Source organism: Streptomyces sp. JB150 (assembly GCF_011193355.1).
GTDB lineage: Bacteria > Actinomycetota > Actinomycetes > Streptomycetales > Streptomycetaceae > Streptomyces.
In genome coordinates this window covers 2,732,483-2,758,284 of record NZ_CP049780.1, presented here as the reverse complement: position 1 = coordinate 2,758,284, position 25,802 = coordinate 2,732,483, and the positions used below count along the sequence as shown (strand labels likewise).

General features: G+C 72.7%; 22 protein-coding genes and 1 tRNA gene. 8 read left to right on the top strand and 15 right to left on the bottom strand.

The window, feature by feature from the left end; translation table 11 throughout:
• Positions 1-41: 41 nt before the first annotated feature.
• The 3 genes from G7Z13_RS12955 to G7Z13_RS12945 are packed head-to-tail and all read right to left on the bottom strand — an operon-like array spanning position 42 to position 3,743.
• On the bottom strand, positions 42-1,637 hold the full coding sequence (locus G7Z13_RS12955; RefSeq protein ID WP_165998914.1) for a hypothetical protein: 1,596 nt from the start codon (positions 1,635-1,637) through the stop codon (positions 42-44).
• On the bottom strand, positions 1,628-2,782 hold the full coding sequence (locus tag G7Z13_RS12950) for a hypothetical protein (protein WP_165998912.1): 1,155 nt from the start codon (positions 2,780-2,782) through the stop codon (positions 1,628-1,630). The genes G7Z13_RS12955 and G7Z13_RS12950 overlap by 10 nt, the downstream gene beginning before the upstream one ends.
• Positions 2,733-3,743, bottom strand: a complete 1,011-nt coding sequence (locus tag G7Z13_RS12945) for a phosphatase PAP2 family protein (protein ID WP_165998910.1) — start codon at positions 3,741-3,743, stop codon at positions 2,733-2,735. The genes G7Z13_RS12950 and G7Z13_RS12945 overlap by 50 nt, the downstream gene beginning before the upstream one ends.
• A gap of 155 nt (positions 3,744-3,898) precedes the next feature.
• Here G7Z13_RS12945 and G7Z13_RS12940 point away from each other — a divergent pair, with 155 nt between their 5' ends.
• Positions 3,899-4,495, top strand: coding sequence for a histidine phosphatase family protein (locus G7Z13_RS12940; protein ID WP_165998908.1), 597 nt, complete (start codon positions 3,899-3,901; stop codon positions 4,493-4,495).
• A 122-nt stretch (positions 4,496-4,617) separates the two neighbouring features.
• Here the strand turns inward: G7Z13_RS12940 and G7Z13_RS12935 are convergent, their stop codons facing one another.
• Positions 4,618-6,087, bottom strand: a complete 1,470-nt coding sequence (locus tag G7Z13_RS12935) for a tetratricopeptide repeat protein (protein ID WP_165998906.1) — start codon at positions 6,085-6,087, stop codon at positions 4,618-4,620.
• A 316-nt stretch (positions 6,088-6,403) separates the two neighbouring features.
• Between G7Z13_RS12935 and G7Z13_RS12930 the strand changes: the two genes are divergently transcribed.
• The gene (locus G7Z13_RS12930; protein ID WP_240926484.1) at positions 6,404-6,802 is read left to right on the top strand and encodes a hypothetical protein; all 399 of its coding nucleotides are present in this window, start codon (positions 6,404-6,406) and stop codon (positions 6,800-6,802) included.
• 159 nt (positions 6,803-6,961) lie between these two features.
• Entirely contained in the window at positions 6,962-7,831 is an 870-nt protein-coding gene (locus tag G7Z13_RS12925; protein WP_165998902.1) for a fused MFS/spermidine synthase, read from the top strand.
• A 107-nt stretch (positions 7,832-7,938) separates the two neighbouring features.
• On the opposite strand, the gene G7Z13_RS12920 is transcribed toward G7Z13_RS12925, so the two are convergent.
• Positions 7,939-8,463, bottom strand: a complete 525-nt coding sequence (locus tag G7Z13_RS12920; protein ID WP_165998899.1) for a hypothetical protein — start codon at positions 8,461-8,463, stop codon at positions 7,939-7,941.
• Positions 8,464-8,642: 179 nt separating this feature from the next.
• Between G7Z13_RS12920 and G7Z13_RS12915 the strand changes: the two genes are divergently transcribed.
• The 3 genes from G7Z13_RS12915 (at position 8,643) to G7Z13_RS12905 (ending at position 12,355) form a co-directional block, all read left to right on the top strand.
• Complete coding sequence (locus G7Z13_RS12915; protein WP_165998897.1) at positions 8,643-9,377, top strand: response regulator transcription factor; 735 nt, start codon at positions 8,643-8,645, stop codon at positions 9,375-9,377.
• The gene (locus G7Z13_RS12910; RefSeq protein ID WP_165998894.1) at positions 9,374-10,777 is read left to right on the top strand and encodes a HAMP domain-containing sensor histidine kinase; all 1,404 of its coding nucleotides are present in this window, start codon (positions 9,374-9,376) and stop codon (positions 10,775-10,777) included. The genes G7Z13_RS12915 and G7Z13_RS12910 overlap by 4 nt, the downstream gene beginning before the upstream one ends.
• A gap of 105 nt (positions 10,778-10,882) precedes the next feature.
• Entirely contained in the window at positions 10,883-12,355 is a 1,473-nt protein-coding gene (locus tag G7Z13_RS12905; RefSeq protein WP_165998892.1) for a cellulose binding domain-containing protein, read from the top strand.
• Between the two features lie 180 nt (positions 12,356-12,535).
• Here G7Z13_RS12905 and G7Z13_RS12900 read toward each other — a convergent pair whose 3' ends face one another.
• The 4 genes from G7Z13_RS12900 to G7Z13_RS12885 form a co-directional block, all read right to left on the bottom strand.
• The gene (locus tag G7Z13_RS12900) at positions 12,536-13,996 is read right to left on the bottom strand and encodes a GH1 family beta-glucosidase (protein ID WP_165998890.1); all 1,461 of its coding nucleotides are present in this window, start codon (positions 13,994-13,996) and stop codon (positions 12,536-12,538) included.
• Between the two features lie 139 nt (positions 13,997-14,135).
• On the bottom strand, positions 14,136-15,047 hold the full coding sequence (locus G7Z13_RS12895) for a carbohydrate ABC transporter permease (RefSeq protein WP_165998888.1): 912 nt from the start codon (positions 15,045-15,047) through the stop codon (positions 14,136-14,138).
• 11 nt (positions 15,048-15,058) lie between these two features.
• Complete coding sequence (locus G7Z13_RS12890; protein WP_165998886.1) at positions 15,059-16,078, bottom strand: sugar ABC transporter permease; 1,020 nt, start codon at positions 16,076-16,078, stop codon at positions 15,059-15,061.
• A 5-nt stretch (positions 16,079-16,083) separates the two neighbouring features.
• Positions 16,084-17,400 (bottom strand): extracellular solute-binding protein, encoded by a 1,317-nt coding sequence (locus G7Z13_RS12885; RefSeq protein WP_165998884.1) that lies wholly within the window; start codon positions 17,398-17,400, stop codon positions 16,084-16,086.
• Between the two features lie 363 nt (positions 17,401-17,763).
• Between G7Z13_RS12885 and G7Z13_RS12880 the strand changes: the two genes are divergently transcribed.
• Entirely contained in the window at positions 17,764-18,819 is a 1,056-nt protein-coding gene (locus tag G7Z13_RS12880) for a LacI family DNA-binding transcriptional regulator (RefSeq protein WP_165998882.1), read from the top strand.
• A 646-nt stretch (positions 18,820-19,465) separates the two neighbouring features.
• Here the strand turns inward: G7Z13_RS12880 and G7Z13_RS12875 are convergent.
• The 4 genes from G7Z13_RS12875 to G7Z13_RS12860 form a co-directional block, all read right to left on the bottom strand.
• Positions 19,466-19,538, bottom strand: a tRNA-His gene (locus tag G7Z13_RS12875).
• A 109-nt stretch (positions 19,539-19,647) separates the two neighbouring features.
• Positions 19,648-20,256: an oligoribonuclease gene (gene orn / locus G7Z13_RS12870; RefSeq protein WP_165998880.1), complete on the bottom strand. Its 609-nt coding sequence runs from the start codon at positions 20,254-20,256 to the stop codon at positions 19,648-19,650.
• A gap of 117 nt (positions 20,257-20,373) precedes the next feature.
• A complete protein-coding gene (locus G7Z13_RS12865; protein ID WP_165998878.1) occupies positions 20,374-21,657 on the bottom strand; it encodes a helix-turn-helix domain-containing protein in 1,284 nt (427 codons plus the stop codon).
• 384 nt (positions 21,658-22,041) lie between these two features.
• Entirely contained in the window at positions 22,042-22,344 is a 303-nt protein-coding gene (locus G7Z13_RS12860; protein ID WP_165998876.1) for a hypothetical protein, read from the bottom strand.
• Positions 22,345-22,673: 329 nt separating this feature from the next.
• On the opposite strand from G7Z13_RS12860, the gene G7Z13_RS12855 reads away from it, so the two are divergent.
• On the top strand, positions 22,674-23,201 hold the full coding sequence (locus tag G7Z13_RS12855) for a universal stress protein (protein WP_165998874.1): 528 nt from the start codon (positions 22,674-22,676) through the stop codon (positions 23,199-23,201).
• Positions 23,202-23,632: 431 nt separating this feature from the next.
• On the opposite strand, the gene glmS is transcribed toward G7Z13_RS12855, so the two are convergent.
• Together glmS and G7Z13_RS12845 are read right to left on the bottom strand one after the other, a co-directional pair.
• Complete coding sequence (glmS, locus tag G7Z13_RS12850) at positions 23,633-25,450, bottom strand: glutamine--fructose-6-phosphate transaminase (isomerizing) (protein WP_165998872.1); 1,818 nt, start codon at positions 25,448-25,450, stop codon at positions 23,633-23,635.
• 22 nt (positions 25,451-25,472) lie between these two features.
• Positions 25,473-25,730: a hypothetical protein gene (locus G7Z13_RS12845; RefSeq protein ID WP_165998870.1), complete on the bottom strand. Its 258-nt coding sequence runs from the start codon at positions 25,728-25,730 to the stop codon at positions 25,473-25,475.
• Between the last annotated feature and the right edge of the window lie 72 nt (positions 25,731-25,802).

The window sequence follows — 25,802 nt, the reverse complement described above, 5'->3', positions numbered from 1 at the left end:
GTCGGACGGTGTACCGGGGGCGGTGGCGGCGGCCTCGGCGGTCACAGGAGGTCCTCCTCGGTCACGGGGTCGGCGGGTTCGGGGGCGGGCTCCTCGCCGGGGGGTCCGCCGTGCGTCCACGGGGTGTCCTCCGGGTCGGGCAGCTTGGCCCCGCCGCGCTGCTCGTGCTCGAACAGCGTCCAGCACAGGCGGTCGCCCTTCTCCGGCACCGAACCCGGCTCCGGCTCCTTGCCGCGGCCCATCTTGTCGAGGACGCGCAGGACGACCAGGGCGCCGTCCTCCTCGGCGGCCACGAACTCGGCGGACTGCGGCCTGCCGCCCAGCGAGCGGTACACCTTCGCCCGCTCCCCGAGGTGCGGCCGGTCCTCCGTGCGGACGGTGACCAGCGGGCGCGGGCTCGGACGCTTGCCCTCGCTGTATGCCATCTCCACGTCGACGACCTCGCCCGCGAACGCCTCGCCGGCCAGCCGCCGCCCCGCCATCACCAGCGGATCGTCCAAAGCCTCCTGCGCCTCCAGCCGGGCCTGCTCCCGCTCCCGCGTGGCGAGCTTGTTCGCCGCGGTCACCGCGTCGTCGTGGCGCGGCTGCGGCGGCTCGCCGGACAGCACGCGGTCGCGGTGCCCGGTGAAGGACCACCGGTCGCGCGTCCAGCGCTCCTCGACGTGCCCGCCCTCGGGCAGCGCCCGCAGCAGGTCCAGGCCCCGCCACACCGCGTCCCAGGTGGGACGGGTGACACTCTCCACCAGGGCGCGGATCTCCCGCTCGGCGGCAGTGACGGCAGCGAGCCGCGCGTCGGCCTCCGGACCGTCCTCGGCGGCGGCGAGGGCACCGCGCGCACGGTCGTAGCGCTCGATCGCCGGGGCGAGCAGCCTGTTGTCGAACGCCGGGTCGGTGGCCGGGCCGGCCGGCGGGCAGCGCAGCTGGCCCCGCTCGTCCCGGGCCAGCTCCGCGCGCAGCGCCGCCTCGTCGCCGCGCACGCCCTCCGGCGGGTCGATCCAGGCGAGCAGCGCGCCCAGGTGCTGGTCCTCCAGGCCGGACTGACCGGTCGCCCAGTGCCGGGCCAGCACGTCGGTCACGGCCAGCAGCAGCGACGAGCCCGGCACCCGGGACCGCTCCGCGTAGTGCGTCAGCCAGCGGCCCAGCAGCGGCACCCGCGGGGGCGCCGGATGCGGCGTTTGCGGGTCCTGCTCGGCCGTACGCCGAAAGCGCATGGACCGCCCCAGCAGCCGTACGAAGTCGATGCCCGCGCGGCTCGGCACGATCAGCTGCGGCGCGTCCGCGCACAGGTCGACCTCGACCTTGACGCGCTTGCCGGTCTCCGGGTCGGTCTCGGTGCGCTCGGCGGCCTCGACGGCGTCCGCGTACCCGTCGATGTACGGCAGGACGACGTCCGCCAGGTCGGCGAGGAACGCGAACCGCAGGTCCCGGTCGCGCGGCTGCGGGACGACGAGCAGGCGGGGCGCGTCCCGGTCGGTGCCGACCAGCGCGCCGAGCGGGGCCCCCGCCTCACCGGCGGTGGTCAGCGGCACGAGGACCAGCGGCCGCTCGGACAGGTGGCGGTGGCGCACGGTGGCGGCGGGCTGGGCCCGGCCGGTGTCGACGGCCTCGAGCCGGGCGAGGGTGGCGATCAGGGACACGGGGCGACCTCCGCGGTGGCGGCACCCGCGGCGTCCGCGGTGGCCAGAGCCTCCGCGCGGAGGCGGGCCGCGCGGCGCAGGGCGGCGACCGCCGGGTCGGCCGGGTCGCCGGTCTCGCCGCGGGCCGCCGACAGGACCGCGCCGACGGTGGTCAGTCCGCCCAGCTCGGCGCGGACCGCGCGGCCCAGCGAGGTCACCGCGCCGGCCGCGCGGGACCGCTCCCGGCAGTGGAAGGCCAGCTCGCACGCGGACAGGCACTCCGGCGCGTACGTCGCCGGCACCGCCTCGACGGCGGCGGTCAGCTCGGCGGCCGGCAGCTCGGGGGAGAAGCAGGTGCCCTCGGGGAGCGCGTCGACGATGTCCTCGATCCGGGTGAGCCGCGCCAGCTGGCGGCGGGTCACCGCGCGCTGCTTGCGCACGTCCACCGCGGACGCGGCGGGCAGGTTGGAGAAGTCCTTGGGGCACACCAGCAGGATCCGGTGCCGCACGCGCGGGGCGGGGTCCAGGCGGGCCGCGACGTCCTCCAGCGCCAGCACGTACACCGCCGCCTGCCGGGCCGCGGCGCCCACCTTCGCCGGGTCCGCGGAGCCGTCCAGCATCGGGAACGACTTGATCTCCACGACCGTCCAGCTGCCGTCCGGGTGCACGACCACCGCGTCCGGCTCCAGGAACGCGGGGGACCCGGCGACGTCGAGGGCGAGCATCGGATGGTCCAGCAGCGTCCAGCCGCCCGCCTCGACGGCCTCCCGCAGCGCCAGCGCCGTCCGCGCCGCCCGGCCCTCGGGGCCGGACGCGGACAGGTCCGGCACCGCCGCCCGCTCCGGCGGCTCGGCGCCCGGATCCAGCTTCCGGTGCGCCAGCCGCACCAGCTCCGCGCCGCCGTCCGCCTTCACCCGCGCCTCGAACGCGTTGCCGCGGGTCAGGGCGAACTGCGACTGCCCGAAGGCGGACGGCGAGCCCAGCGCGTCCGCCAGTCTCGTCTTGTCCACCCCGGCCCCGTCGAGGACGGCGCGCCGCGCGCAGCCGGGGTTCGCGGCGAGCGCCGCGAGGGCACGCGCGTCGAGCGCCTTGGCCGGTACGTCGGGACCGCGCAGCTCAGCGAGCCGGTGCCGGAGCGCCGCCCCCTGCCTCCGAGGGTGCGGCACTCGGCCCGGCTTCCGGTCCGAACCGTGACTCGCGCTGCCGTGGAATTCGCTCACCCGCCGAAGTCTGGCATTCGTCACTGACAATCGAGGACGCGGTGGCCACCGGGACCGCCGGGACCGCCGTGGCCGGTGCGCCGACGGGCGGCGTGCCGACGGGTGCGGCGGCCGCGGGGACGAGGGCGGCACGGGTCGTCAGGCGAGCCTTGACCCGGTCCGCGCAGCGCATCACGTACGGGGCGAGCAGCAGCCCGGCGCCCATCACGGCGGCGCCCGCGACCGCGTCGAGGAAGTAGTGGTTCGCGGTGCCCATCACCACGATCGTCGTCACCAGCGGGTACACCACGGCGGCGGTCTTCGCCAGCCGCGTCCCGCCGTACCGCCACAGCATGACGCCGCACCACAGCGACCAGCCGACGTGCAGGCTCGGCATCGCCGCGTACTGGTTGGTCATGCCGCCCAGCCCGCGCGGCGCGCTCGCCTCGCCGCCCCACCAGCCGTACGCGCTGTAGTGGGCCATGGTGTCCACGAAGCCGTGTCCCGCCGACAGCAGGCGGGGCGGGCAGGTGGGCAGCAGGGTGAAGCCGATCAGGCCGATGAAGGTCGAGGTCATCAGCCAGGTGCGGGCCGCGCGGTAGTGCACGGTGCGTGAGCGGAAGATCCAGATCAGGAGCGCCGGGGTGACCAGGTAGTGCAGCGAGGCGTACCAGAAGTCCGCCGGTATGCCTATCCAGGCCTCCCGCGTGAACAGGCGGTTCAGCGGGTGCTCGAAGTTGAGGTGCAGGGCCTTCTCGATCCGCAGGATGGCCAGGCCGTGGTCGACGGCGGTGGCGACGTCACCGCGCGCGAGGAGCCGGCCCGCGGAGTAGCAGGCGTAGACGAGGACGATCAGGGGCAGCTCGGTCCACCAGCGCAGCCGGGTCCGTACGGATGCCTCGATGCCTGGTGACTCGGACTGCGGCATCCGATCGCCCTCCCCCTTCGTCTCATGTGTCGAGATAGCGCCTCTCAAGGGCGCTCCGGCCTTCAAAGACGCAGAGATCGCCCCCGGGGTTGCCCCCACACAGCGTGCGCGATGATGGACGTGTTCCGCCTCTGGTTTCCCCGGAAAGGTCATTCATGGCACCGCGCATCCTGTTGGCCCGGCACGGACAGACCGAGTGGTCGCTGTCCGGAAAGCACACCGGCAGGACCGACGTCCCCTTGCTCGACGAGGGCCGGCGCGGCGCGAAGCTGCTGGGCGAGCGGCTGCACCGGGCGCCGTTCGACGGCCTGCCCGGTGCCGAGGTGCGCACCAGCCCGCTCTCCCGCGCGCGCGAGACCTGCGAACTCGCCGGGTTCGGGGACCGCGCGCAGACCTGGGACACGCTGATGGAGTTCCACTACGGCGCGTACGAGGGCATGACCCCGGCCGAGATCCACGCGATACGTCCCGGCTGGCTCATCTGGCGCGACGGCGTCCCCGACGGCGAGACCCTGGCCGAGGTGAGCGCCCGCGCGGACGAGGTCGTCGCCTGGGCCCGCGAGGCCGACCGCGACGTCCTCGTCTTCGCCCACGGTCACATCCTGCGCACCATCGGCGCCCGCTGGCTGGGCCTGCCGATCTCCTTCGCCTCCCGCATCCGCCTCAACCCGACGTCCCTGTCGGTCCTGGGCTGGGCCTACGGCGAACCGGCGGTCGAAAGCTGGAACGACGTGGGGCACCTGGCGGGCTGAGCCGTCGCCGAGCGTGGCGCGGCGGCGGCTGCTTCCCTCATCAGGCAACCACGCGCCCCGGTCCTCCCCGCGCGGTCACCGTCCCGTCACCGCGCGCGGTCACTGTCCCGGCTGCGGCCGGCTCACGCCGTACGCGCCGGCCCCGCGTGCCGGTCCAGGAACTCCGACACCCCGGCCGCCCGCCGGTGCGGCAGCAGCACCCGCGCTGTGCCCGCCAGCATCGTCTGCACCCGTGACGACTGCACCTGGTCCAGCAGGTCCAGCACCCGCATCCCCGCGGCGGCCGCCTCGTCCGGGTGGCCGCCGCGGGCGAGGTCGTCCGCCAGTTCCGCGGTGTACAGCGCGATGTTCCGGGTGAAGTGCGGGTCCTGGAGCCGCGCCGCCCGCCCCGCGTGGCGCGCGGCACGCTGCCAGTCGCCCAGGGCCGACCAGCACTGCGCTTCGAGCCCCTCCAGCTCGGCCTCGCCGTAGAAGCTCATCCACTCCGGGTCGGCGTCCGCGGGGCCCCGCGCGAAGAGGGCCTGCGCGCGCGTGAGGGCCTGTTCGCAGCCCGCGCGGTCGGCGAGCCCCGCCCAGCCGCCCGCCTCGCGCAGCGCGAGCAGCGACATCAGCCGGGACGAGCCCAGGGGGCGCGCGATGCGCTGAGCGGCCTGCGCGGCGCGCACCGCCTCCCGGGGGCGCCCGGCGTCCCGCGCGAGGAAGGCCGTGTTGCAGAAGGCGTGCGCCTCCAGCGCGTCGTCACCGGTCATCCGCGCGGTGGCCAGCGCCTCCGCGTAGTGCGACCGCGCGTCGTCGAACCGGCCGGAGTCGTGCGCCAGCCAGCCCACCGAGATGGCGAGCTCACCGGCGCCGGAGTGCAGCCGGTCGGCGGTCGCCTGCCGGGTCGTACCGGCGTCCAGGAGCGCGTACGCGGCGCGCAGCGGGGCCGCCGCGCGCCGGTAGAGGCCGTCGGCGCCGTGCCGGTCGTCGAGCAGCCGGATCCGGCGGACGGCGTCCTCCAGGGCGCTCGCCTCGCTCGCCCCGACGCGGCGGACGGGGCGCTGCGCGGCCCTCGCGTCGAGGGCGAGCCCGATGGGGGCGAGCGAGGCGGCGGCCACGGTGGCGCCACCGCCGGTCATGAATGCGCGACGCAGCACGTCGCTCTCCTCGTAGTCGGTGTGCGGGCCGTACGGGTCGGACAGGTCGTACGGATACTGCGGGTACGGCGGGTCATACGGTTCAAACCCCGCACCCGTCTCACCGGTGGTGTGCGGCCGGATCCGGTCGTGCGCGGGGGTGGTGTCCGCGGCGGCGCGCGCCCCGCGTCCGCGGACGGACGAACGGGGTGCGAACCCCAGGTCGGTGAGCGTGCGGCCGGGGAACATGTGCAGGAACACCCGCTCGTACGCGTAGTTGGGACAGCGGATCTCGCCCGCCTCCACCCGGCCGATGTAGCGCGCGTCACAGCTGACCCGCTCGCCGATCTCCCGCGCGGCCCGGCGTACCGCCGCCGCGAACTCGGCCGGCGATCGCCGCCCGCGCAGCTGCCGGAAGGCGAGGTTCGGCCGCGGCGGCCGACTGGGCTGAGACGAGGTCACCGTTGACGACGCCATGGCCGGGTCCTCTCGTGCGAACCGTCGAACCGTGCCGGAATCCGGGCCGAGTTGACCAAACTGCCCTGTTGCTGGCTTTATCGGTGTCAGGCCCTTGATTTCCGGCGGGCAAGAACGTACCTGCTGTCGCCGGTTCGGCACGCTGTGTTTGGCTACAAAACCGGATATGTCATCCGTCATCTGCCATGAACTGCCATCCTTTGCGGCGGTCTTCCGCCGTTGCCGTTGACGCCGTCGCGCGTTGGACACGACGGACCGGGAGCCGCCCGACTCCCGAACCGCCGGCGCAAGGAGGGGTTCCGTGGTGGAGGCCGGGATGGAGACCAGCCAGAGCACCGACACGTACGCGCAGGCCGCCTGGGACCTGGTGACGGTCCCGGCCCGGCAGGGCCTCGAGGCGGTCGACATCCTGCGGCGCGGCGACGGGGACGGCGTCGGCCCCGTCCTGCACGACGACCACGGCGACACCCTCGGCTTCCTGGTGCCGCCCGGCACCGCGGCGGCCTGGGACGTCCCCGGCAGCACCTGTACGGAGACCGACGGCCGCGGCCTCAGCCTCGTCCCCGCACCGGCCGCCCCCGGCACCCCCGACGGCGACTGCACCTGCTGGCTCCTCCCACCCGGCGAGTCCGACACCGCCACCGACCCCGCCGTCCTGCGCCGGGCGCTGGGGGAGGCGGCCCGGATCATCGCGGCGGCGGACAGCTGCCGCTGACGACCGGGGTGGGCCCGTCGGCCGCCGGGCCGGCCTACGGGCCGTCGACCTCCCGGCCCTGCGGTCTACCGGTCGCCAGGCGGGGGCCCACCGAGCCCGCACTCGTCGCCCTCCCCTGCCTGCTGCGCCGCTCCAGCCCGGTGCCCTGATAATGGCTGGATGGGAAAGTCCAGGAAGGCCCGGCGGGCGGGGGGTGCCGCGGAGGGGGTCGTCGAGGCCGTGGACGGTGGGCTGGCGCAGCTGATACCCGACCGGGACCGGGCGCGGGCCTGGACGCTGCTGATCGACGGGGCGCCGCAGTCGCACGTTGACCTGGACGATCCGGCGTATCTGTCGTTCGAGTACCAGCGGCGGCTCGGCCATGTCATCGACCTCGCCGCCCCGCCCGGCCGGCCCCTGACCGCCGTCCACCTCGGCGGCGGCGCCCTGACCCTGGCGCGCTACGTCGCCGCCACCCGCCCCCGCTCCACCCAGCAGGTCGTCGAGCGGGACGCGCCCCTCGTCCAACTGGTCCGCAGAGAGCTGCCGCTGGCGCCGAACGCGCGCATCCGGGTGCGCTCGACGGACGCGCGGGAAGGGCTCGCCAAGGTCGCGGACGGCTGGGCCGACCTGGTCATCGCCGATGTCTTCAGCGGCGCCCGCACCCCCGCCCACCTCACCTCGACGGAGTTCCTGGACGAGGTCCGCAGGGCGCTGAAGCCCGGCGGTGTCTACGCCGCGAACCTCGCCGACGGCCCGCCCCTCGCCCACCTGCGCGGCCAGATCGCCACCGCCGCGGCCCGGTTCGCCGAGCTGGCGCTGGTCGCCGACCCGGCCGTGCTGCGCGGCAAGCGGTTCGGCAACGCCGTACTCGTCGCCTCCGACCTGCCCCTGCCGGTCGCCGAGCTGACCCGCCGGGCCGCCTCCGACCCGCACCCGGGCCGGGTCGAACACGGCAGGGCGCTCACCGACTTCACCGGCGGCGCCTCCCCCGTCACGGACGCGGCGGCGGTCGCCTCACCCGCGCCCCCGGAGTCCGTCTTCCGCTGACTCCGCCGTCCGCTCCCGCCGCCACAGTGCGCGCCACGCGCGCCACGCCGCGCCACGCGCGCCATGCACTCCGAGCGCGCCACGCGTTCCACGCGCTCGCGGCCGCCTCAGTACGTGCCGATCTCCACGCGCGGCGGGCCGTCGTGCCAGGTGCAGAAGACCGACACCCGCTCGGCGCCCGAACTGAACTCCACCCGGATCCACGTCTGCGTCTTCCACACCTGCATCGACCAGCCCGCCCCCGGTGTCGCCGACACCAGCGTCGCGGAGCTCTCGCCCAGGTCGAACACGGCCCGGCCGCCCTCGGTGGTGTAGCTGCGCACCCGGCCGGACGCGGTCGCGGAGGCCGGCGGGGACGCGCTCGGCCGGGCGGCCGGGGTCCGGGACGGTGCCGGGTCCGGGCGGCGCGTGGCGGCGGGGGCGCTCGTCGGCGGCTGCGGGCGGCGGGTGCTCGCCGAGGTGGGCGGCGGCTCGTCCGGCACGGCGGTGGGCTCGGCCGAGACGACCGGAAGGGCGCGCGGCGGATCGTAGGCAGTTCCCGCCATCACGGTGTGAACGCCCCACCACGACAGGGTGGTCGCCGCGCCGGTGGCGAGCGACCAGGCCAGTACGTGTACGACTCCTCTGAGCATCGCGGGCCATACTGCCCCACGCACGCCACTCCTGTCCGCCCGCTGCCCCCACTCCCGTCCGGCCACTGCGGTCCCAGCCGTCACAGTCACCGCCGTCGCCGGCACGGGGGTTGTCCACAACCCGCCGGTTGTCCACAGGGCCCGGACCCGTGTCGCCCGCATGGCGTACGGTGCGGCGCATGGCAAGTGTGCTCGTGGTCGAGGACGACCAGTTCGTACGCTCCGCGCTCATCCGGCATCTGACCGACGCGGCCCACACCGTGCGCAGTGTCGGCACCGCGCTGGAGGCGCTGCGCGAGGTCGCCCATCACCGTTTCGACGTGGTCGTCCTCGACCTCGGACTGCCCGATCTGGACGGGTCCGAGGCCCTGAAGATGCTGCGCGGCATCACCGACGTCCCCGTCATCATCGCCACCGCCCGGGACGACGAGACGGAGATCGTCCGCCTGCTGAACGCGGGCGCCGACGACTACCTGACCAAGCCGTTCTCCGTGGAGCACCTGTCCGCGCGGATGGCCGCCGTGCTGCGCCGCTCCCGCGCGGGCACGGACCAGGCCCCGGCCTCCCCGGCGCTGCGGGTGGGCGGGCTCACCGTCGACCCACTGCGCCGCCAGGCCGAACTGAACGGCGTACGCCTGGACCTGACCCGCCGTGAGTTCGACCTGCTCGCCTTCCTCGCCGCCCGCCCCGGCGTGGTCGTCCCCCGCCGGCAACTGCTCGCGGAGGTCTGGCAGCAGTCCTACGGCGACGACCAGACCATCGACGTCCATCTGTCCTGGCTGCGCCGCAAGCTGGGCGAGACGGCGGCCCGCCCGCGCTATCTGCACACCCTGCGCGGAGTCGGCGTGAAACTGGAGCCCCCGGCGGCGCGGCCCTCGTCGGCGCCGCCCCCGGCAGGGGAGCCCGCGCGATGAGGTGGGCCCTGGTGAAGGTCGCGCTCGCGGTCACCGCCATGGTCGTCGTGGCCTTCGCCGTGCCGCTCGGGCTCGTCATCAAGGAGATGGCCCGCGACCGCGCCTTCTCCGACGCCGAGCGGGACGCCGCCGAGATCGCCCCCGCCCTGTCCATCACCACCGACCGCGCCCAGCTGGAACGCGTCGTGGCCGCCGCCGGCTCCGCCGCCGGGATGGCCGTGCACATCCCGGCGGCGGACGGCACCGGCCCCGTCGAGATCGGCCGGCAGCGGGCCGCCGACGCGGACATCGCCGCCACCCGGAAGCTGGGCCGTGCCTCCACCGCCGAGGTGCCCGGCGGTTCCGCGCTGCTCCAGCCGGTCGCGCTCAGCTCGGGCCGGTTCGCCGTCGTCGAGGTGTACATCCCGGACACCGCCGTCAGCAAGGGCGTCGGCACCGCCTGGGCGGTGCTCGCCGGGGTCGGCCTGGCCCTGATCGTCGGCTCGGTCGCGGTCGCCGACCGGCTCGGCGTGCGCATGGTGCGGCCCGCGCAGCGCCTGGTCGAGGGGGCGCGCGAGCTGGGCGAGGGCAGGCTGGGCGCCCGCGTGCCGGAGGACGGCCCGACCGAACTGCGGCTGGCGGCCGTCGCGTTCAACTCCATGGCCGACCAGGTCGTGCAGCTCCTCGCCAACGAGCGGGAGCTGGCCGCCGACCTCTCCCACCGGCTGCGCACCCCGCTGACCGTGCTGCGGCTCAACGCCGCCTCGCTCGGCGACGGCCCGGCCGCCGAGCAGACCCGGGCCGCCGTCGCCCAGCTGGAGCGCGAGGTCGACACCATCATCCGCACCGCCCGCGAGGCCAGACCGCAGACCGCCGCACCCGGTCCGGGCGCCGGCTGCGACGCGGCCGAGGTGGTCCGCGAGCGGATGGCGTTCTGGTCGGCGCTCGCCGAGGACGAGGGCCGTACGGTGCGCCTGGCCGGGGTCGACCGGCCGGTGCGCATCCCCGTGGCCCGCGCCGACCTCGCCGCCGCCCTCGACGCGCTGCTCGGCAACGTCTTCCGGCACACCCCCGAGGGCACCGCGTTCGCGGTCGACGTCCACAACGGTGACGACGCGGTGATCGTGCTGGTCTCGGACGCGGGCCCCGGCATAGCCGACCCCGAGGCGGCGATGGCGCGCGGCCGGGGCTCCGGCAGCGACGGCTCGACCGGCCTCGGGCTGGACATCGTGCGCCGGCTCGCGGAGTCCACCGGCGGCGACGTCCGCATCGGCCGCTCGGTGCTCGGCGGCACCGAGGTGCGCGTCTGGATCCAGCTGGACGGCCGGGAGCCGGTGCGCAAAGGCCACCGCGGGGCGGTGCGAAGACGCCGACCGCGCGTCACGGCCGCGACCTTTAACCGGTCCCGATCCCTTCCTTAAGCGCACCCTAAGATCCCGTACTCCGGCCTGGATGAGGAGTTTTGCCCGATTCCGGATCGCTAGCGTGCTGCCGCACCCCGAACCCGAGCAGTGAGGCACCACACGATGAGCACGCACCGGCGCAGGATCAGCGGCAGGAACAAGGCCATCGGCGGTGTCGTCGCGGCGGCCGTGGCGGGCGGCGGCGCGCTCCTGTTCACCGGCACCGCCCAGGCGGCCGGCGTCGGCGCCGCGTACACGCGGACCAGCGACTGGTCCACCGGCTACACCGGGCAGTACGTCGTCACCAGCGGCACCGACCGCGCCAAGACCGACTGGAAGCTCGAGTTCGACCTGCCCGCCGGATCCCGCCTCGGCTCCCTGTGGAACGGCGAGTCCACGGTGAGCGGACAGCACGTCACGGTCGCCCCGCCCGCCTGGGACAAGGACGGCCTGGCACCCGGCGAGACCGTCACCGTGGGCTTCGTCGTCAACGGCACCGGCGACCCCACCGGCTGCCGTGTCGACGGCGCCACCTGTTCCACCGACGACGGCGCCACCCCCGAGCCGACCGGTCGCCCCACCCGCACGCCGGCCCCCACCCAGTCCCCGACCCCCACCACGGCCCCCTCCCAGACGGCGAAGCCGACCCCCACCGCCCCGGCCCCCACCGCCCCCGCGCCCACGCAGAGCACCGGCACCCCCTCCGGCGCGGCCTTCGCCCCGTACGTCGACACCTCCCTGTACCCGGCCTTCGACCTGGCCGCCGCCGTCGAGGCCACCGGAGTGAAGGACTACAACCTCGCCTTCGTCACCGACGGCGGCGGCTGCACCCCCAAGTGGGGCGGCGTAACCGACCTGGCGAGCGACGCGGTCGCCGGGCAGATCGGCGCCCTGCGCGCCAAGGGCGGCGACGTCCGGGTCTCCTTCGGCGGCGCGGCCGGCAGCGAACTGGCCACCGCCTGCTCCTCCGCGGACGCGCTGGCCGCGGCCTACGGCAAGGTGGTCGACGCCTACCGGCTCACCAAGGTCGACTTCGACGTCGAGGGCGGCGCGCTGCCGAACGCCGCGGCCAACACCCGCCGCGCCCAGGCCATCGCCGCGCTCCAGCAGCGCCACCCCGGCCTGGACGTCTCCTTCACCCTCCCGGTCATGCCCGAAGGCCTCACCCAGGACGGCGTCAGCCTCCTCGCCGACGCAAAGCGGAACGGCGTGCGGATCAGCACGGTCAACATCATGGCCATGGACTACGGCCCGGCCTACAGCGGCGACATGGGCACCTACGCCGAGCAGGCCGCCACCGCCACCCAGGCCCAGCTCAAGAGCGTCCTCGGACTCTCCGACAGCGCCGCCTGGAAGACGGTCGCCGTCACCCCGATGATCGGTGTCAACGATGTGACCACCGAGGTCTTCACGGTCGACGACGCAACCCAGCTGGTGAACTTCGCCAAGGCCAAGGGCCTCGGCTGGCTGTCCATGTGGTCCGGCACCCGCGACAAGCAGTGCCCCGGCGGGGCGCAGAACCACGCCGACGCCACGTGCAGCTCCGTCCTCCAGGAGAAGTACGCCTTCACGAAGGCCTTCGCCGCCTACAAGTGACCCCCCGCAGGAAAAGCGCGGGGCGCGACACCCCCACAGTGTCGCGCCCCGCTCCCCTTTCCCCAGGGCCGGGCGGCCCAGGCCGGGCGGCCGAGGCCAGGCGCCGAGGTCAGGCGGCCAGGGCCGGGCGGCCGAGGTCAGGCGCCCGGCCGTCACGCAGCCGGTGTCGGACAGCCGCCGTCAGGCCACTTCCTCCACCTCAGGCGGCAGCGCCCCGGACCGCGCCACCTGCCCGTACCACAGCGCGCTCGACTTCGGCGTCCGCTCCAGCGTCGCGTAGTCCACGTACACCGCGCCGAACCGCTTGCCGTAGCCGTACGCCCACTCGAAGTTGTCCATCAGGGACCACAGGTAGTACCCGCGCACGTCCGCGCCGTCCGTGATCGCCCGGCGCACGGCCGCGAGGTGGCCGCGCAGATAGGCGATCCGCTCCGGGTCGTGGACGCGGCCCTCGGCGTCGGGCTTGTCGTCGTAGGCCGCCCCGTTCTCGGTGACGTACAGCGGCAGGCCCGGGGCCTCCCGGGTGTAGCGCATGATCAGCTCGTGCAGGCCGGTCGGGTCGATCGTCCAGCCCATCTCCGTGCGCTCGCCCGGCGTCTGGTGGAACGCCACGTCCTCCGCGGCCGGCCACGGCGAGTGCTCGCTCGCCCCGTGCCCGTCGGCCCGCGGGCCGCCCGCCGACGGGTCCGCCGCCGACACCAGGGTCGGCGTGTAGTAGTTGAGGCCCAGCGCGTCCAGCGGCTGGTTGATGAGCGCCAGATCGCCGTCCTGCACGAACGACCAGTCGGTGAGCGAGGACGTCGCCTCGAACAGGCCCCGCGGGTAGGCGCCGTGCAGGATCGGGCCGTGGAAGATGCCGTTGGCCAGGTCGTCGATCTTCTGCCGGGCCGCCAGGTCCGCCGGGTCCTGCGACACCGCGCGGACCACCGACGAGTTGAGCGAGATCGCGACCGTGTTGCGGGCCGGTATCACCGACCGCAGCGCCTTCGCGCCCAGGCCGTGCGCCAGGTTGAGGTGGTGCGCGGCGCGCAGGGTCGCCGCCGGCTCGGTACGGCCCGGCGCGTGCACGCCGGAGCCGTAGCCCAGGAAGGCGCTGCACCAGGGCTCGTTCAGGGTGATCCACTGCTCCACGCGGTCGCCCAGCGCCTCGCCGACGATCTGCGCGTACTCCGCGAAGCGGTACGCCGTGTCGCGCTCGGGCCAGCCGCCCGCGTCCTCCAGCTCCTGCGGCAGGTCCCAGTGGTAGAGGGTGACGGCCGGCTTGATGCCGTGCGCGAGCAGCTCGTCGACCAGGCGGCGGTAGAAGTCCAGGCCCACCTGGACGGCCGGGCCGCGGCCGGTGGGCTGTACCCGGGACCACGAGATGGAGAACCGGTAGGCGGTCAGGCCCAGCTCCGCCATCAGGGCCACGTCCTCGCGGAAGCGGTGGTAGTGGTCGACGGCGATGTCACCGTGATCCCCGCCGGCCGTCTTGCCCGGCGTATGGCTGAAGGTGTCCCAGATCGACGGCGTCCGGCCGCCCTCGCGGACCGCGCCCTCGATCTGGTACGCGGAGGTGGCCGCGCCCCAGAGGAAGGCCGGGGGGAAGGAGTCGGGGGTGGCCGGGGTCGCCGGGGTCACCGGATTCACGGGCTCAGGCATGGAAGCGCTCCCATTGGGGTCGTGGAGACCGATGGAGGACAGGAAGGAAAGGGGGGTGGCGAAGCGGCGGGGGAGGACAGGGGGCCGAGGCGGCGGTGACCCGGCCCCCGAGGAGATGCGCACGCGCGCGGATGCCGCGTCAGCCCTTGACCGCGCCCTGCATGATGCCGCCCACGATCTGCTTGCCGAAGATCGCGAAGACCAGCAGCAGGGGCAGCGTGCCGAGCAGCGCACCCGCCATGATCAGGGACTGGTCGGGGGTGTAGCCGCGGCCCAGGCCCGCCACGGCGACCTGCACCGTGGGGTTGCCGGTCTGGGTCAGCACCAGGAACGGCCACAGGAAGTCGTTCCAGGTCTGCACGAACATCAGCATGCCCAGCACGGCCATCGCGGGCCGCGCCGCCGGGAACACCACGTGCCACACCACGCGCCAGCTGCTCGCGCCGTCCATCCGGGCGGCCTCGATGATCTCGTCCGGCAGCGCCTGGATCAGGTACTGCCGCATGAAGAACACACCGAACGCGCTGACGAGCGACGGGAAGATCACCGCCTGGAGCTGGTCGGTCCAGTCCAGCTTGGCGACCATCATGTACAGCGGGATCACGCTGAGCTGCGGCGGCACCATCATCGTGCCGATCACGATCAGCATCATCGCGTTGCGGCCCTTGAACCGCAGCTTGGCGAAGGCGAACCCGGCGATCGTCGACAGGAAGACGATGGTGGCCGCCGAGATGCCCGCCACGATGGTGGTGTTGAGGAACGCCTCGCCCAGGTTGGCGTCGGTCCAGGCCAGTTCGAGGTTGTCGAACAGGTTGGCGCCGAACCAGAACGGCGGCGGCGTCTGGGCCAGCCGGTTGTTGTCACGCGAGGCGGCGATCGCCGTCCACACCAGCGGGAACAGCGAGCCGATGGTGAACAGGGCGAGGACCACGTAGGCGACCGGGCCGGCGTGCAGCTGCCCGCCCGCCCGCGCGGACCGGGGCCGGCGCGAGCGTGCGGGCGCCTGGTCGGTCCGGTCCGGATCCGGGGGAGTCAAGGTCGTCGTCGTCACGGCCGGTTCTCCTAACTACTGGCGCGCAGCCGGCGCGAGATGACGTAGTTGACGATCCCGATCAGGATGAGGATCAGGAACATCGTCCAGGCGATGGCGGAGGCCCGGCCCAGGTGCTGGTTCACCCAGCCCTGCTCGTACAGGTACAGGCCGAGCGTCTGGAACTGGTGCTGGGATCCGCCCGAGGCGCCCTTGTTCGCGTCGAACAGCAGCGGCTCGCCGAACAGCTGCGAGGCGCCGATCGTGGAGACGACACAGGTGAACAGGATCGTCGGCCGCAGCGAGGGCAGCGTGACGTGGAAGAACTGCTGCCAGCGGTTGGCGCCGTCCAGTGCCGCCGACTCGTACAGGTCCTGCGGGATCGCCTGCATCGCCGCGAGATAGATCAGCGCGTTGTAGCCCGTCCAGCGCCAGATCACGATCGTCGACACGGCGACCTGGGAGGCCCAGGTCTCGTTCTGCCAGTCGATGTTGTCGACGCCGACCAGGCCCAGCGCCCAGTTGATCATGCCGTAGTCGCGGCCGAAGAGCAGCACGAAGACCAGCGAGGCGGCGGCGATCGAGGTCGCGTACGGCGCGAGCATCGCGACGCGGTAGAAGGTCGAGGCGCGCAGCTTGTAGTTGAGGATGTGGGCCAGGCCCATCGCCATCAGCAGCTGCGGGACGGTCGAGATGATCCCGATCGTCAGGGTGTTCTGCGCCGCGTTCCAGAAGAACTCGTCGTCGAAGATCCGGGTGTAGTTGCGCAGGCCCACCCAGTCCATGTCGGTGGGCGCGGTCAGTTCCACCTTGTGCAGCGAGGCCCAGCCCGTGTAGATCAGCGGGAACAGGCCGAACGCCACGAACAGCAGGAAGAACGGCGAGACGAACGCGTACGGGCTCCAGCGCACGTCCCGCTGCCAGCGGCGGGACAGCCGGGCCCGTCGGCGCCGCTCCTTGTCGGCGGCGGCGGGATCGCCGGGCGGGCGGCCCGGGGCCGCGCCCCCCTCCTTGGAGGGGGCCGCGGCGGCTGTGTCGTGCCCAGTGGTCATACGGGTCACTGGTCCAGGTTGTTGTCGATGGTCTTCACGGCGTTCTCCCAGGCCTCCTCGGGCGACTTGCCCTGGGCGACCAGGATGACGCCGTTGTCGGTGAGGCCCTGCTGGATGATCTGGTCCTTCGGGCCGATCACTTGGACCGGGGCGTTCTTGGCGGCCTGGGCGAAGATCTCGCCGATCGGGGCGTCACCGGTCATGTCGTTCTTGGCGCCGGTGACCTCCGGCATGGTGTACGCGGCCGGGGTGCTCGGGAAGCTGCCCTGCACCTTGAACAGCTTGGCCTGCTGCTCGGGGGCGGTCAGCCAGGCGGCCAGCTTGGCGGCCTCCTCGGCGTTCTTGCCGGACTTCGGCACGGCGAGGAAGGAGCCGCCCCAGTTGCCGGACTTGGGCGCCTGGGCGACGTCCCACTTGCCCTTCGCCTCGGGCTTCGACTTGCCCTTGATGTAGCCGAGCATCCACGGCGGGCAGGACATCGCGGCGAACTTGCTGTTGGCGATCGTGGTGTCCCAGGCGGGCTGGAACTGGGTCTGGTTGCCGACCAGACCGTCCTCGGCGGCCTCGGCGGTCAGGTCGAAGGCGGCCTTCACGGCCGGGTTCTGCTTGTAGACGACCTTGCCGGAGGAGTCGTAGAACCGCTCGGTCTCGCTGCTGAGGATGGCGTTGATCAGACCGCCGGGGGAGTCCATGAAGGTGGTGCCCTTGGGCGCCTTCTTCTGGTAGTCACGGCCGACGTCGACGAACTTCTTCCAGTCGCCCGCCCACAGCTTGGCGACCTCCTCGCGGTCGGTGGGCAGGCCGGCCTGCTCGAAGAGGTCCTTGCGGTAACAGACGGCCATCGGGCCGACGTCGGTGCCGAGACCCACCGTCTGGCCGTCCGGGGTGGTGGCCTGCTGCCACTTCCACTCCAGGTAGTCGCTCTTCTTGCCGTACTTCGACAGGTCGAGCAGCTTGTCGGACTGGGTGGAGACGATCTCGGCGATGTTGCCGACCTCGACGCCCTGGATGTCCATCAGACCGCTGTTGGTGGTCAGGTGGTTGATGAGCGCGGGGTAGTAGTTCTCGTTGCGCTCGACGACGTTCTCCTTGATGACGACGTCGGGGTTGAGCTTCATGTACTCGTCGTAGAGCCCGGCCTCCTTGAAGCCGAACGTGCCGAAGAGTCCCAGGGTGATGGTGGTCTTGCCGGCGGCGTCCCCGTCGCCGGACGGGGACTCGTTCTTGCCGTCGTCGGCACAGCCGGCCAGCAGCCCGGTGCCCAGCGACGCGACGGCCGCGAGGACGACCGCCTTGCGGCGGATTCGGGTAGATGCTCGCATTGGGTCCTCCTGTTGCCCTGACGTGCCGACCCCCCGGCCAGAATTGCTTGGTTGTCCCGTGGTGCAGAGTGTTGCGCGATGGTACGTGGGTCTTGCCTGATTGCTGTATGACGCTGCGGCTCGGGCGGGGAACGTGCGGGATGTGTATGTGCCAGGTAGTGTGGGAGCGCTCCCATCGGTGATGTGTTGAAGGTTCGTGGCTACGAGCGGGGGTGTCAAGGGACCGGACGCGGAGAGATGCGTTCAGTTATCGGCCTGTTAACTGGAATCCGTCGGTCGGGTCGCCCGCGCTCCCCCCGGGGCCAGAAGCCCGAACCACTGTTACATTCCAGGCCAACGGGTGTACGAGGGAGGGCGAAGCCCATGGCAAGCCACGGAGCGCGCGGTCGCAGCGGCGGGCGGCCGACCCTGGAGGAGGTCGCGGCACGCGCCGGAGTCGGCCGCGGCACGGTCTCCCGGGTCATCAACGGCTCTCCCCGGGTCAGCGACGCGACCCGCGCGGCGGTGGAGGCGGCGGTCGCCGAACTCGGCTACGTCCCCAACACGGCCGCCCGCGCCCTCGCCGCCAACCGCACCGACGCCATCGCGCTCGTCGTCCCCGAGCCGGAGACCCGCTTCTTCGCGGAACCGTACTTCTCGGACATGCTGCGCGGTGTCGGCGCGGAACTCTCCGACACCGAGATGCAGCTGCTGCTGATCTTCGCGGGCAGCGACCGCGAGCGCCGCCGGCTCGCCCAGTACCTCGCCGCCCACCGCGTCGACGGCGTCCTCCTCGTCTCGGTCCACGCCGACGACCCGCTGCCCGACCTCCTGGCGCAGCTGGAGATCCCCGCGGTGATCAGCGGCCCCCGCTCCGCGGCGGAGACCCTGACCTCGGTCGACTCAGACAACTACGGCGGCGCCCGCTCCGCCGTCGAGCACCTGCTGTCCCGCGGCCGCGCCCGCATCGCCCACATCACCGGCCGCCTCGACGTCTACGGCGCCCAGCGCCGCGTCGACGGCTACCGCGACGCCCTCACCGACGCCGGCCACGAGGTGGACGAGAGCCTGATCGAACCCGGCGACTTCACGGAGGAAGGCGGCCGGCGCGCGATGGCCGAGCTCCTCTCCCGCCACCCCGACCTGGACGCCGTCTTCGCGGCCTCCGACGTCACCGCGGCGGGCGCCCGCCACGCCCTGCGCGAGGCCGGCCGCCACATCCCCGACGACGTCGCCCTCGTCGGCTACGACGACTCCGCCATCGCCCGCCACATGGACCCGCCCCTCACCAGCGTCCGCCAGCCCATCCAGGAGATGGGCCGCCGCATGATCGGCCTCCTCCTCGACGAGATCGCGGACCGCAGGCCGGCGGTGTCCCGGGGGCTGGAGCGGCGACAGGTGGTGCTGGCGACGGAACTGGTGGAGCGGGCTTCTTCCTGACAGCGGCCCTCGCGTCCGGATCAGCCCGTGAGGGAAAAGAAGATCGTGTCCGGGTGTACCCATCGATCTTCGCCGTCGCGTACTCCCACTCGGAGTGCTCGAACTCCAACTTCTCGATCAGCTCCCGCAGGTCGTACCGGAAGCTCCGCTCCACCCGGTCGAGCACCGCGCGACAGGCGCCGGCGGCCGGCTTGGCCTTGGCGAGCGGGAACAGGCCGCGTAGGAGGCGTCCGAGTCGGCCCGCCCTGCCACGAGATGGTCCTCCAGCGCGCCGGGTATGGACAGCCCCCAGTCGACCCCCTGACGGTCAAGATCCTCCTGACTCCTGCACGCCCGCTCCCGCATCATGCCCAGCACACGCTCCTGCTCGGCGGTGAGGTTCCCTGCGGCGCCGAGAAAGGAGAGGACGTCGGCCTTGTCGGCGGTGTTGTAGGAGATGATCCCACTCGTGATCGCCATCCTGTCAGCGGCCACTGACAGTCCGGGTAGCCCGCTGGGGACGCGTCACCGACTACGCGGGTGACGCGGTGTGGTGGTCGCTGATGACGTTCGAGCGATCGAGGCGCTGCAGTGAGTCCGGCGCCCAGGGGCCGGAAACGCGATCAGCCGGTGACCTTCTTCCGAAGGTCACCGGCTGATCGTTCAGGGTGAGTGACGGGACTCGAACCCGCGGCATCCTGGACCACAACCAGGTGCTCTACCAGCTGAGCTACACCCACCATGACCGGCGGTTGACGTTGTCGTTTCCCCGACCGGCCGAGAAAAAGTGTACAGGGTCCGAAGGGGTGCTCGCGCACACATTCCGCGGCGCCCCTCCCACGGGCCTCGTCAGCCCTGCTGAGCAGGGAGGACGTGCTTGGCGGCGATCGTCTTCGCGGTGTCCGAGTCGGGTCCGGGCTGGGGGACGAAGATCGCCTCGCGGTAGTAGCGCAGCTCGGCGATGGACTCGCGGATGTCGGCGAGGGCGCGGTGGTTGCCGTTCTTCTCCGGACTGTTGAAGTAGGCCCGGGGGTACCAGCGGCGCGCCAGCTCCTTGATCGACGAGACGTCGACGATCCGGTAGTGGAGGTAGTCCTCCAGGGTCGGCATGTCCCGCAGGAGGAAGCCGCGGTCCGTGCCGACCGAGTTGCCGCACAGCGGGGCCTTGCCCGGTTCCTTGACGTGCTCGCGGATGTACGCGAGGACCTGCTCCTCGGCGTCCGCCAGCGTCGTACCGTTCGGGAGCTCCGCGAGCAGCCCGGACGCGGTGTGCATCTCCCGCACCACCTCCGGCATCGTCTCCAGCGCCCGCTCCGGCGGACGGATGACGATGTCCACACCCTCGCCGAGCACGTTCAGCTCCGAGTCGGTGACGAGGGCGGCCACCTCGATGAGCGCGTCGTCGGACAGCGAGAGGCCGGTCATCTCGCAGTCGATCCACACCATGCGATCGTTCATGCGTCCACATTACGGCCGACCGCCGGCGCCGGATCCCCCGCCTCGGGCGCGGCAGCGACCCTGAGACGCCGAAGGGCCACGAGGAGTACCTCGTGGCCCCGCGGTGCGGTCACACGGTCACGTTCCGCTGCGCTGGCCCGGCAGGCCGACGCGGGACGGCACATACGCGTCGCGGTGGTCCGCCGGCATCGACGCGGAGGAGCCCACCGCGCTCGCGGCCGCCGTGCGGCGCGCCTGGAGCGGGACCGGGTGGTCCTGGTGGTGGTGGGCGGCGGCGTGCCCGGACTGGCCGGCGCCGCCCGGACCCTGCTGACCGGCGCCCATGCCCAGACCGGACGAGTTCTGCGCCGGCGTGGTCTCCGGGTCCGTCTGCTTCTCGCCCTGCGGCCGGCGCGCCCGGTACGCGGCGCGGTACGCCGCCGGGGACGAGCCGAGCTGACGGCGGAAGTGGCCGCGCAGCGCGACGGGGGAGCGGAAGCCGCAGCGGCCCGCCACCTCGTCCACCGAGTAGTCCGACGTCTCCAGCAGGCGTTGCGCCTGGAGCACCCGCTGGGTGATCAGCCACTGGAGCGGGGCGCTCCCCGTCAGCGACCGGAACCGGCGGTCGAAGGTGCGCCGGCTCATGTACGCGCGGGCCGCCAGCGTCTCCACGTCGAACTGCTCGTGGAGGTGTTCCAGCGCCCAGGCGACGACCTCGGCGAGCGGGTCGGCGCCGATCTCCTCCGGTAAAGAGCGGTCCAGGTAGCGTTCCTGGCCTCCGCTCCGGCGCGGCGGCACCACCAGACGGCGGGCCAGGGCCCCGGCCGCCTCGTTGCCGTGGTCGGTCCGCACGATGTGCAGACACAGATCGATGCCGGCCGCGGTGCCCGCCGACGTCAGGACGTCTCCGTCGTCGACGAAGAGTTCGCGCGGATCCACGTGCACCGACGGATAGCGCTTGGCCAGCGTCGGCGCGTACATCCAGTGTGTGGTCGCGGGACGGCCGTCCAGCAGGCCTGCCGCGGCGAGGACGAAGGCGCCGGTGCACAGCCCGACGATGCGGGCGCCTTCCTCGTGCGCCCGGCGCAGTGCGTCGAGCGCTTCCTCCGGCGGCGGCGAGGTGATCGACCGCCAGGCCGGCACGACGACCGTGCCCGCCCGCGATATCGCCTCCAGGCCATGCGGTGCGGTGAGTTCCAGTCCCCCCGTGGTCCGCAGCGGACCTTCCTCGCCGGCGCAGACCAGCAGGCGGTAGCGCGGCACGCCGGCGTCCTGGCGGTCGATCCCGAACACCGACAGCGGTATGGAACTCTCGAAGATGGGGCCGCCGCTGAACAGCAGCACCGCGACGATCTCCTTGCGGCGTCGCCCGGAGAGCTTCCGGGCCGCGGCGTCCGGCGCGGCAGTGGAGTCGTGGCTCATCCTGCTAAGCCCCCCTCGGTGGTCGCGGCTCCTCGGTTGTGTCGCTCCTGCACGTTTCCCCTCGGTCCTGCACGAGTCCCCCGCCGTAAGACAGTCAAGATCGAAATCGAATCTACTGCGTCACGCCGTGCCGGGGTGGCCAGTTCGGCACCAGGCACATTGTCGACTTGGCAACTTGGCGTAAAGCATTCGATCACGAAGCGTTGCACTCGCGGGCCGTGCAGGGAAGTGCGCCTCGTCGCAGTGGCCAAAGCGCGTAGGGTGCGCGCGGCACCGGAGACCCTTTCCGTGCAGGTCAAACGGGGCGTGGGGGGTGCTCGGGACGGGGGATGCACGACATCCAGAAGTTGGCTGAAAAGATACGGGCGCGTGCGCGGAAACCGGTCAGCCGCCCGGTGTATTTCCGCGCCCGCCGGGCCGTCCGCCGCGGTGCGCCCCGGCGCCCGTCCGGTGGTGCCGGCCGCGGTGCGGAGCGGGGTCCTCCGTGAGTGGCCGGGCCGCGCGCCGCTCCGCGTGGCGCAACAGCAGCCGGCAGGCGGCGGTGACGGCGGCGAGACCGAGCGCGGTGCCCGCCGCGCCGGCGAGCGACGTGCCGTACCAGAGGAGCACCACCGGGACGAGGGCACAGCTGAACACCGCCCAGCGGACGACGTCGGTCACGCTGTCCGGCCCGGACTGTGAGGACATGTGGTGTGCTCCCTTGCCGCTCCCCGGACGGTGCGCGGGGATGGTTCACGGTGATCAACGGCCGGTTGGCCGGCCGGTCACCTGGCCGTGGCCTGAATCTCGCGCAAACCGCCTGTACGGGGCAGCAACCATTGCGTTACGGGCGCACCCTCGTGCATGCTCCGGTGAACCGCCCACGGACGGTGCGCGGGATCTGGGCTAAGGAGGCGTGCCGCCGTACCCTTGGGGGTATGGGGTTGGGAAGATGATTCCCGGACACAGCTCCGCCGCACATTGCCGTCGCCCAGTGTGTCGTCCCACCCATAAAGGATCACAACGCCGAGACAGCCATGGCCGGTCACGAATTCTTCGAACCCGCGGACCGCAAGCGGCCCGTCGCCGATCCCACGGCGGCCGAGCCCCTGGCGGCGGAAGAGGCGCGCCACGCGTGCGACCCCGCCTTCAAGCACGGCGTCGTCGTCGGCTTCGACGGCTCCACGTCCAGTGAGCGCGCCCTGGCGTACGCGATCGGCATGGCCCAGCGTTCCCGGTCCGGCCTGATCATCGTCCATGTGGCCAACCGGCTGCCGACCACGGTGTGGGCGGGCTGCGAGCCGCCCGTCTTCGTCGATGTCCCCGACCACCGCACCGAGGTGCTGGGTCTGGAGCTGGCCTGCGCGGACTATCTCGCCGAGGTGCCCTGGATCCTGGTCGAGCGCGGCGGCGACATCTGTCACGAACTGGAAGAAGTCGGGCGGGAGTACGAGGCGGACGCGATCGTCGTCGGCTCCACGCACGGCATCGTCGGCCGGATCTTCGGCTCGGTCGCCGGACGGCTGGCCAAGCGGGCGAAGCGCCCCGTCGTCGTGATCCCGTAACTCCCCCTTCGTCCCGGGCGAGATGAGCACGGGAAATCCCAACTCCCTTGGTGCGCCGGAAGAATTCGCTTACTCGTGGATGTGTTTGTGCTCTTGTGAAGGGCATATACCGGTCACCGCACCACCGCACATGCGCGAAGGGAGCCCGCCGTGGGCGACGACGTCTCCGCGGGGAGCACCACCACCCTCGCCGGCCGACTCGCTCTTCGACGGGGCTGCCTCGGCGTGCGGCGGGCCGGAGTGTGACGGCTGCCGGCCGGCCGCGCCGGCCGGGGTGTCGGTGCCCCGGCGCGCAGGGAACGGACCCCCCGTGTCTGGGGCGACACGGGGGGTCCGTTGTCGTGCGTGGGCCGCTGCGGAGCGGTGGGGGCTGGTCGCGCCCGCGCGGCGGAGCCGCATATCGGTACAGCCCCGCGCCCCTGGAGGGCGCTCTACTCCACCGTCACCGACTTGGCCAGGTTCCTCGGCTTGTCGATGTCGCGGCCCAGGGACAAGGCCGTGTGGTAGGCGAGGAGTTGGAGGGGGATGCCCATGAGGATCGGGTCGAGTTCGTCCTCGTTCTTGGGGACGATGATGGTCTGGTCGGCCTTCTCCTGCTCCTGGTGGGCGACCGCGAGGATCTTGCCGCTGCGTGCCTTGATCTCCTCCATGGCGGCGCGGTTCTTCTCCAGCAGGTCGTCGTCGGGGACGATCGCGACCGTGGGGAGGGCCGGCTCGATCAGGGCCAGCGGGCCGTGCTTCAGCTCGGAGGCCGGGTAGGCCTCGGCGTGGATGTAGGAGACCTCCTTGAGCTTCAGGGAGGCCTCGCGGGCGACCGGGTAGCCCCGGACGCGGCCGATGAAGAGCATCGAGCGGGCGTCGGCGTAGGCCTTGGCCAGCTTCTCGATCTCCGCCTCCTGCTGCATGATCTCGGCGATCTGGCCGGGCAGCTTGCGCAGGCCCTCGATGATCCGCTTGCCGTCGCGCACGGAGAGGTCGCGGGTGCGGCCGAGGTGCAGGGCGAGCAGGGCGAAGGCGACGCAGGTGTTGGTGAAGCACTTGGTGGAGACCACGCAGACCTCGGGGCCCGCGTGCACGTAGATGCCGCCGTCGGCCTCGCGGGCGATGGCGGAGCCCACCACGTTCACGATGCCCAGCACCCGGGCGCCCTTGCGCTTCAGCTCCTGGACGGCGGCGAGGACGTCGTACGTCTCACCGGACTGGGAGACGGCGATGTACAGGGTGTCCGGGTCGACGACCGCGTTGCGGTAGCGGAACTCGGAGGCCGGCTCGGCGTCCGCGGGGATGCGGGCCAGCTCCTCGATCATCTGGGCGCCGATCATGCCCGCGTGGTACGAGGTGCCGCAGCCGAGGATCTTCACCCGGCGGATCCGGCGGGCCTCGCGGGCGTCCAGGTTGAGGCCGCCGAGGTGCACGGTGGAGAAGCGGTCGTCGATCCGGCCGCGCAGCACGCGGTCCACGGCCTCGGCCTGCTCGTGGATCTCCTTGTGCATGTAGGTGTCGTGGCCGCCCATGTCGTAGGAGGCGGCCTCCCACTCCACGGTGGTCGGCTCGGCCGTGGTCCGGGTGCCCTCCGTGGTGTACGTACGGAAGTCGTCGGCCTTCAGCGTGGCCATCTCGCCGTCGTCCAGGGTCACTATCTGCCGCGTGTGGGTGACCAGGGCGGCGATGTCCGAGGCGACGAACATCTCCTTCTCGCCGATGCCGAGGACGACCGGCGAGCCGTTGCGGGCGACGACGATGCGGTCCGGGAAGTCGGCGTGCAGGACGGCGATGCCGTAGGTGCCCTCGATGAGGCGCAGGGTCTCGCGGACCTTGTCCTCCAGCTTCTCGGCCTGCGAGCGGGCGATCAGGTGGACGAGGACCTCGGTGTCGGTCTCGGAGAGGAACTCGACGCCGTCCGCCTCCAGCTTGCGGCGCAGGTCGGAGGCGTTGTCGATGATGCCGTTGTGGACGACGGCGACCTTGCCCCCGGCGTCCAGGTGCGGGTGGGCGTTCACGTCGGAGGGGGCGCCGTGGGTGGCCCAGCGGGTGTGGGCGATGCCCGTGGTGCCCTTGAAGCGGGCCGGGACCTTGGCCTCCAGGTCGCGTACGCGGCCCTTGGCCTTGACCATCTTCAGGCCGGCGGCCTTGGGGGAGGTCACGACGATGCCGGCCGAGTCATAGCCCCGGTACTCCAGGCGCTGGAGGCCTTCGAGGAGCAGGGGTGCCACGTCCCGCTTGCCGATGTATCCGACGATTCCGCACATATATGGGTATTCCTAGCCGTTTCTAGCCGTAGACGATCCGCCGCAGCTGCCTGAGCGTCAGCTCCGGCGGGGCTACCGCGCGGTATTTGAGGTCCGCCCCGATCCGCTCGAAGATCGTCGCGTTGACCAGGCCCTGGGCCTGGAGCTCGCGGTGGCGGCGACGGACGTACTCCTCGGTCGTCTCGTCGAAGAAGGCGAGCACGTCCTGGACCACGCGCAGCGCCTCGCCCCGGCTGAGGGGCGTGGACCGCGTCAGATGATCAACCAGTTCGTCGTGCACCCGGTAGATCCTGGAGTAAGGGGAGGGGTTTTGCAAGAATCCTGCCCGATTCCGGGCAGGGCTCAGGGGTGG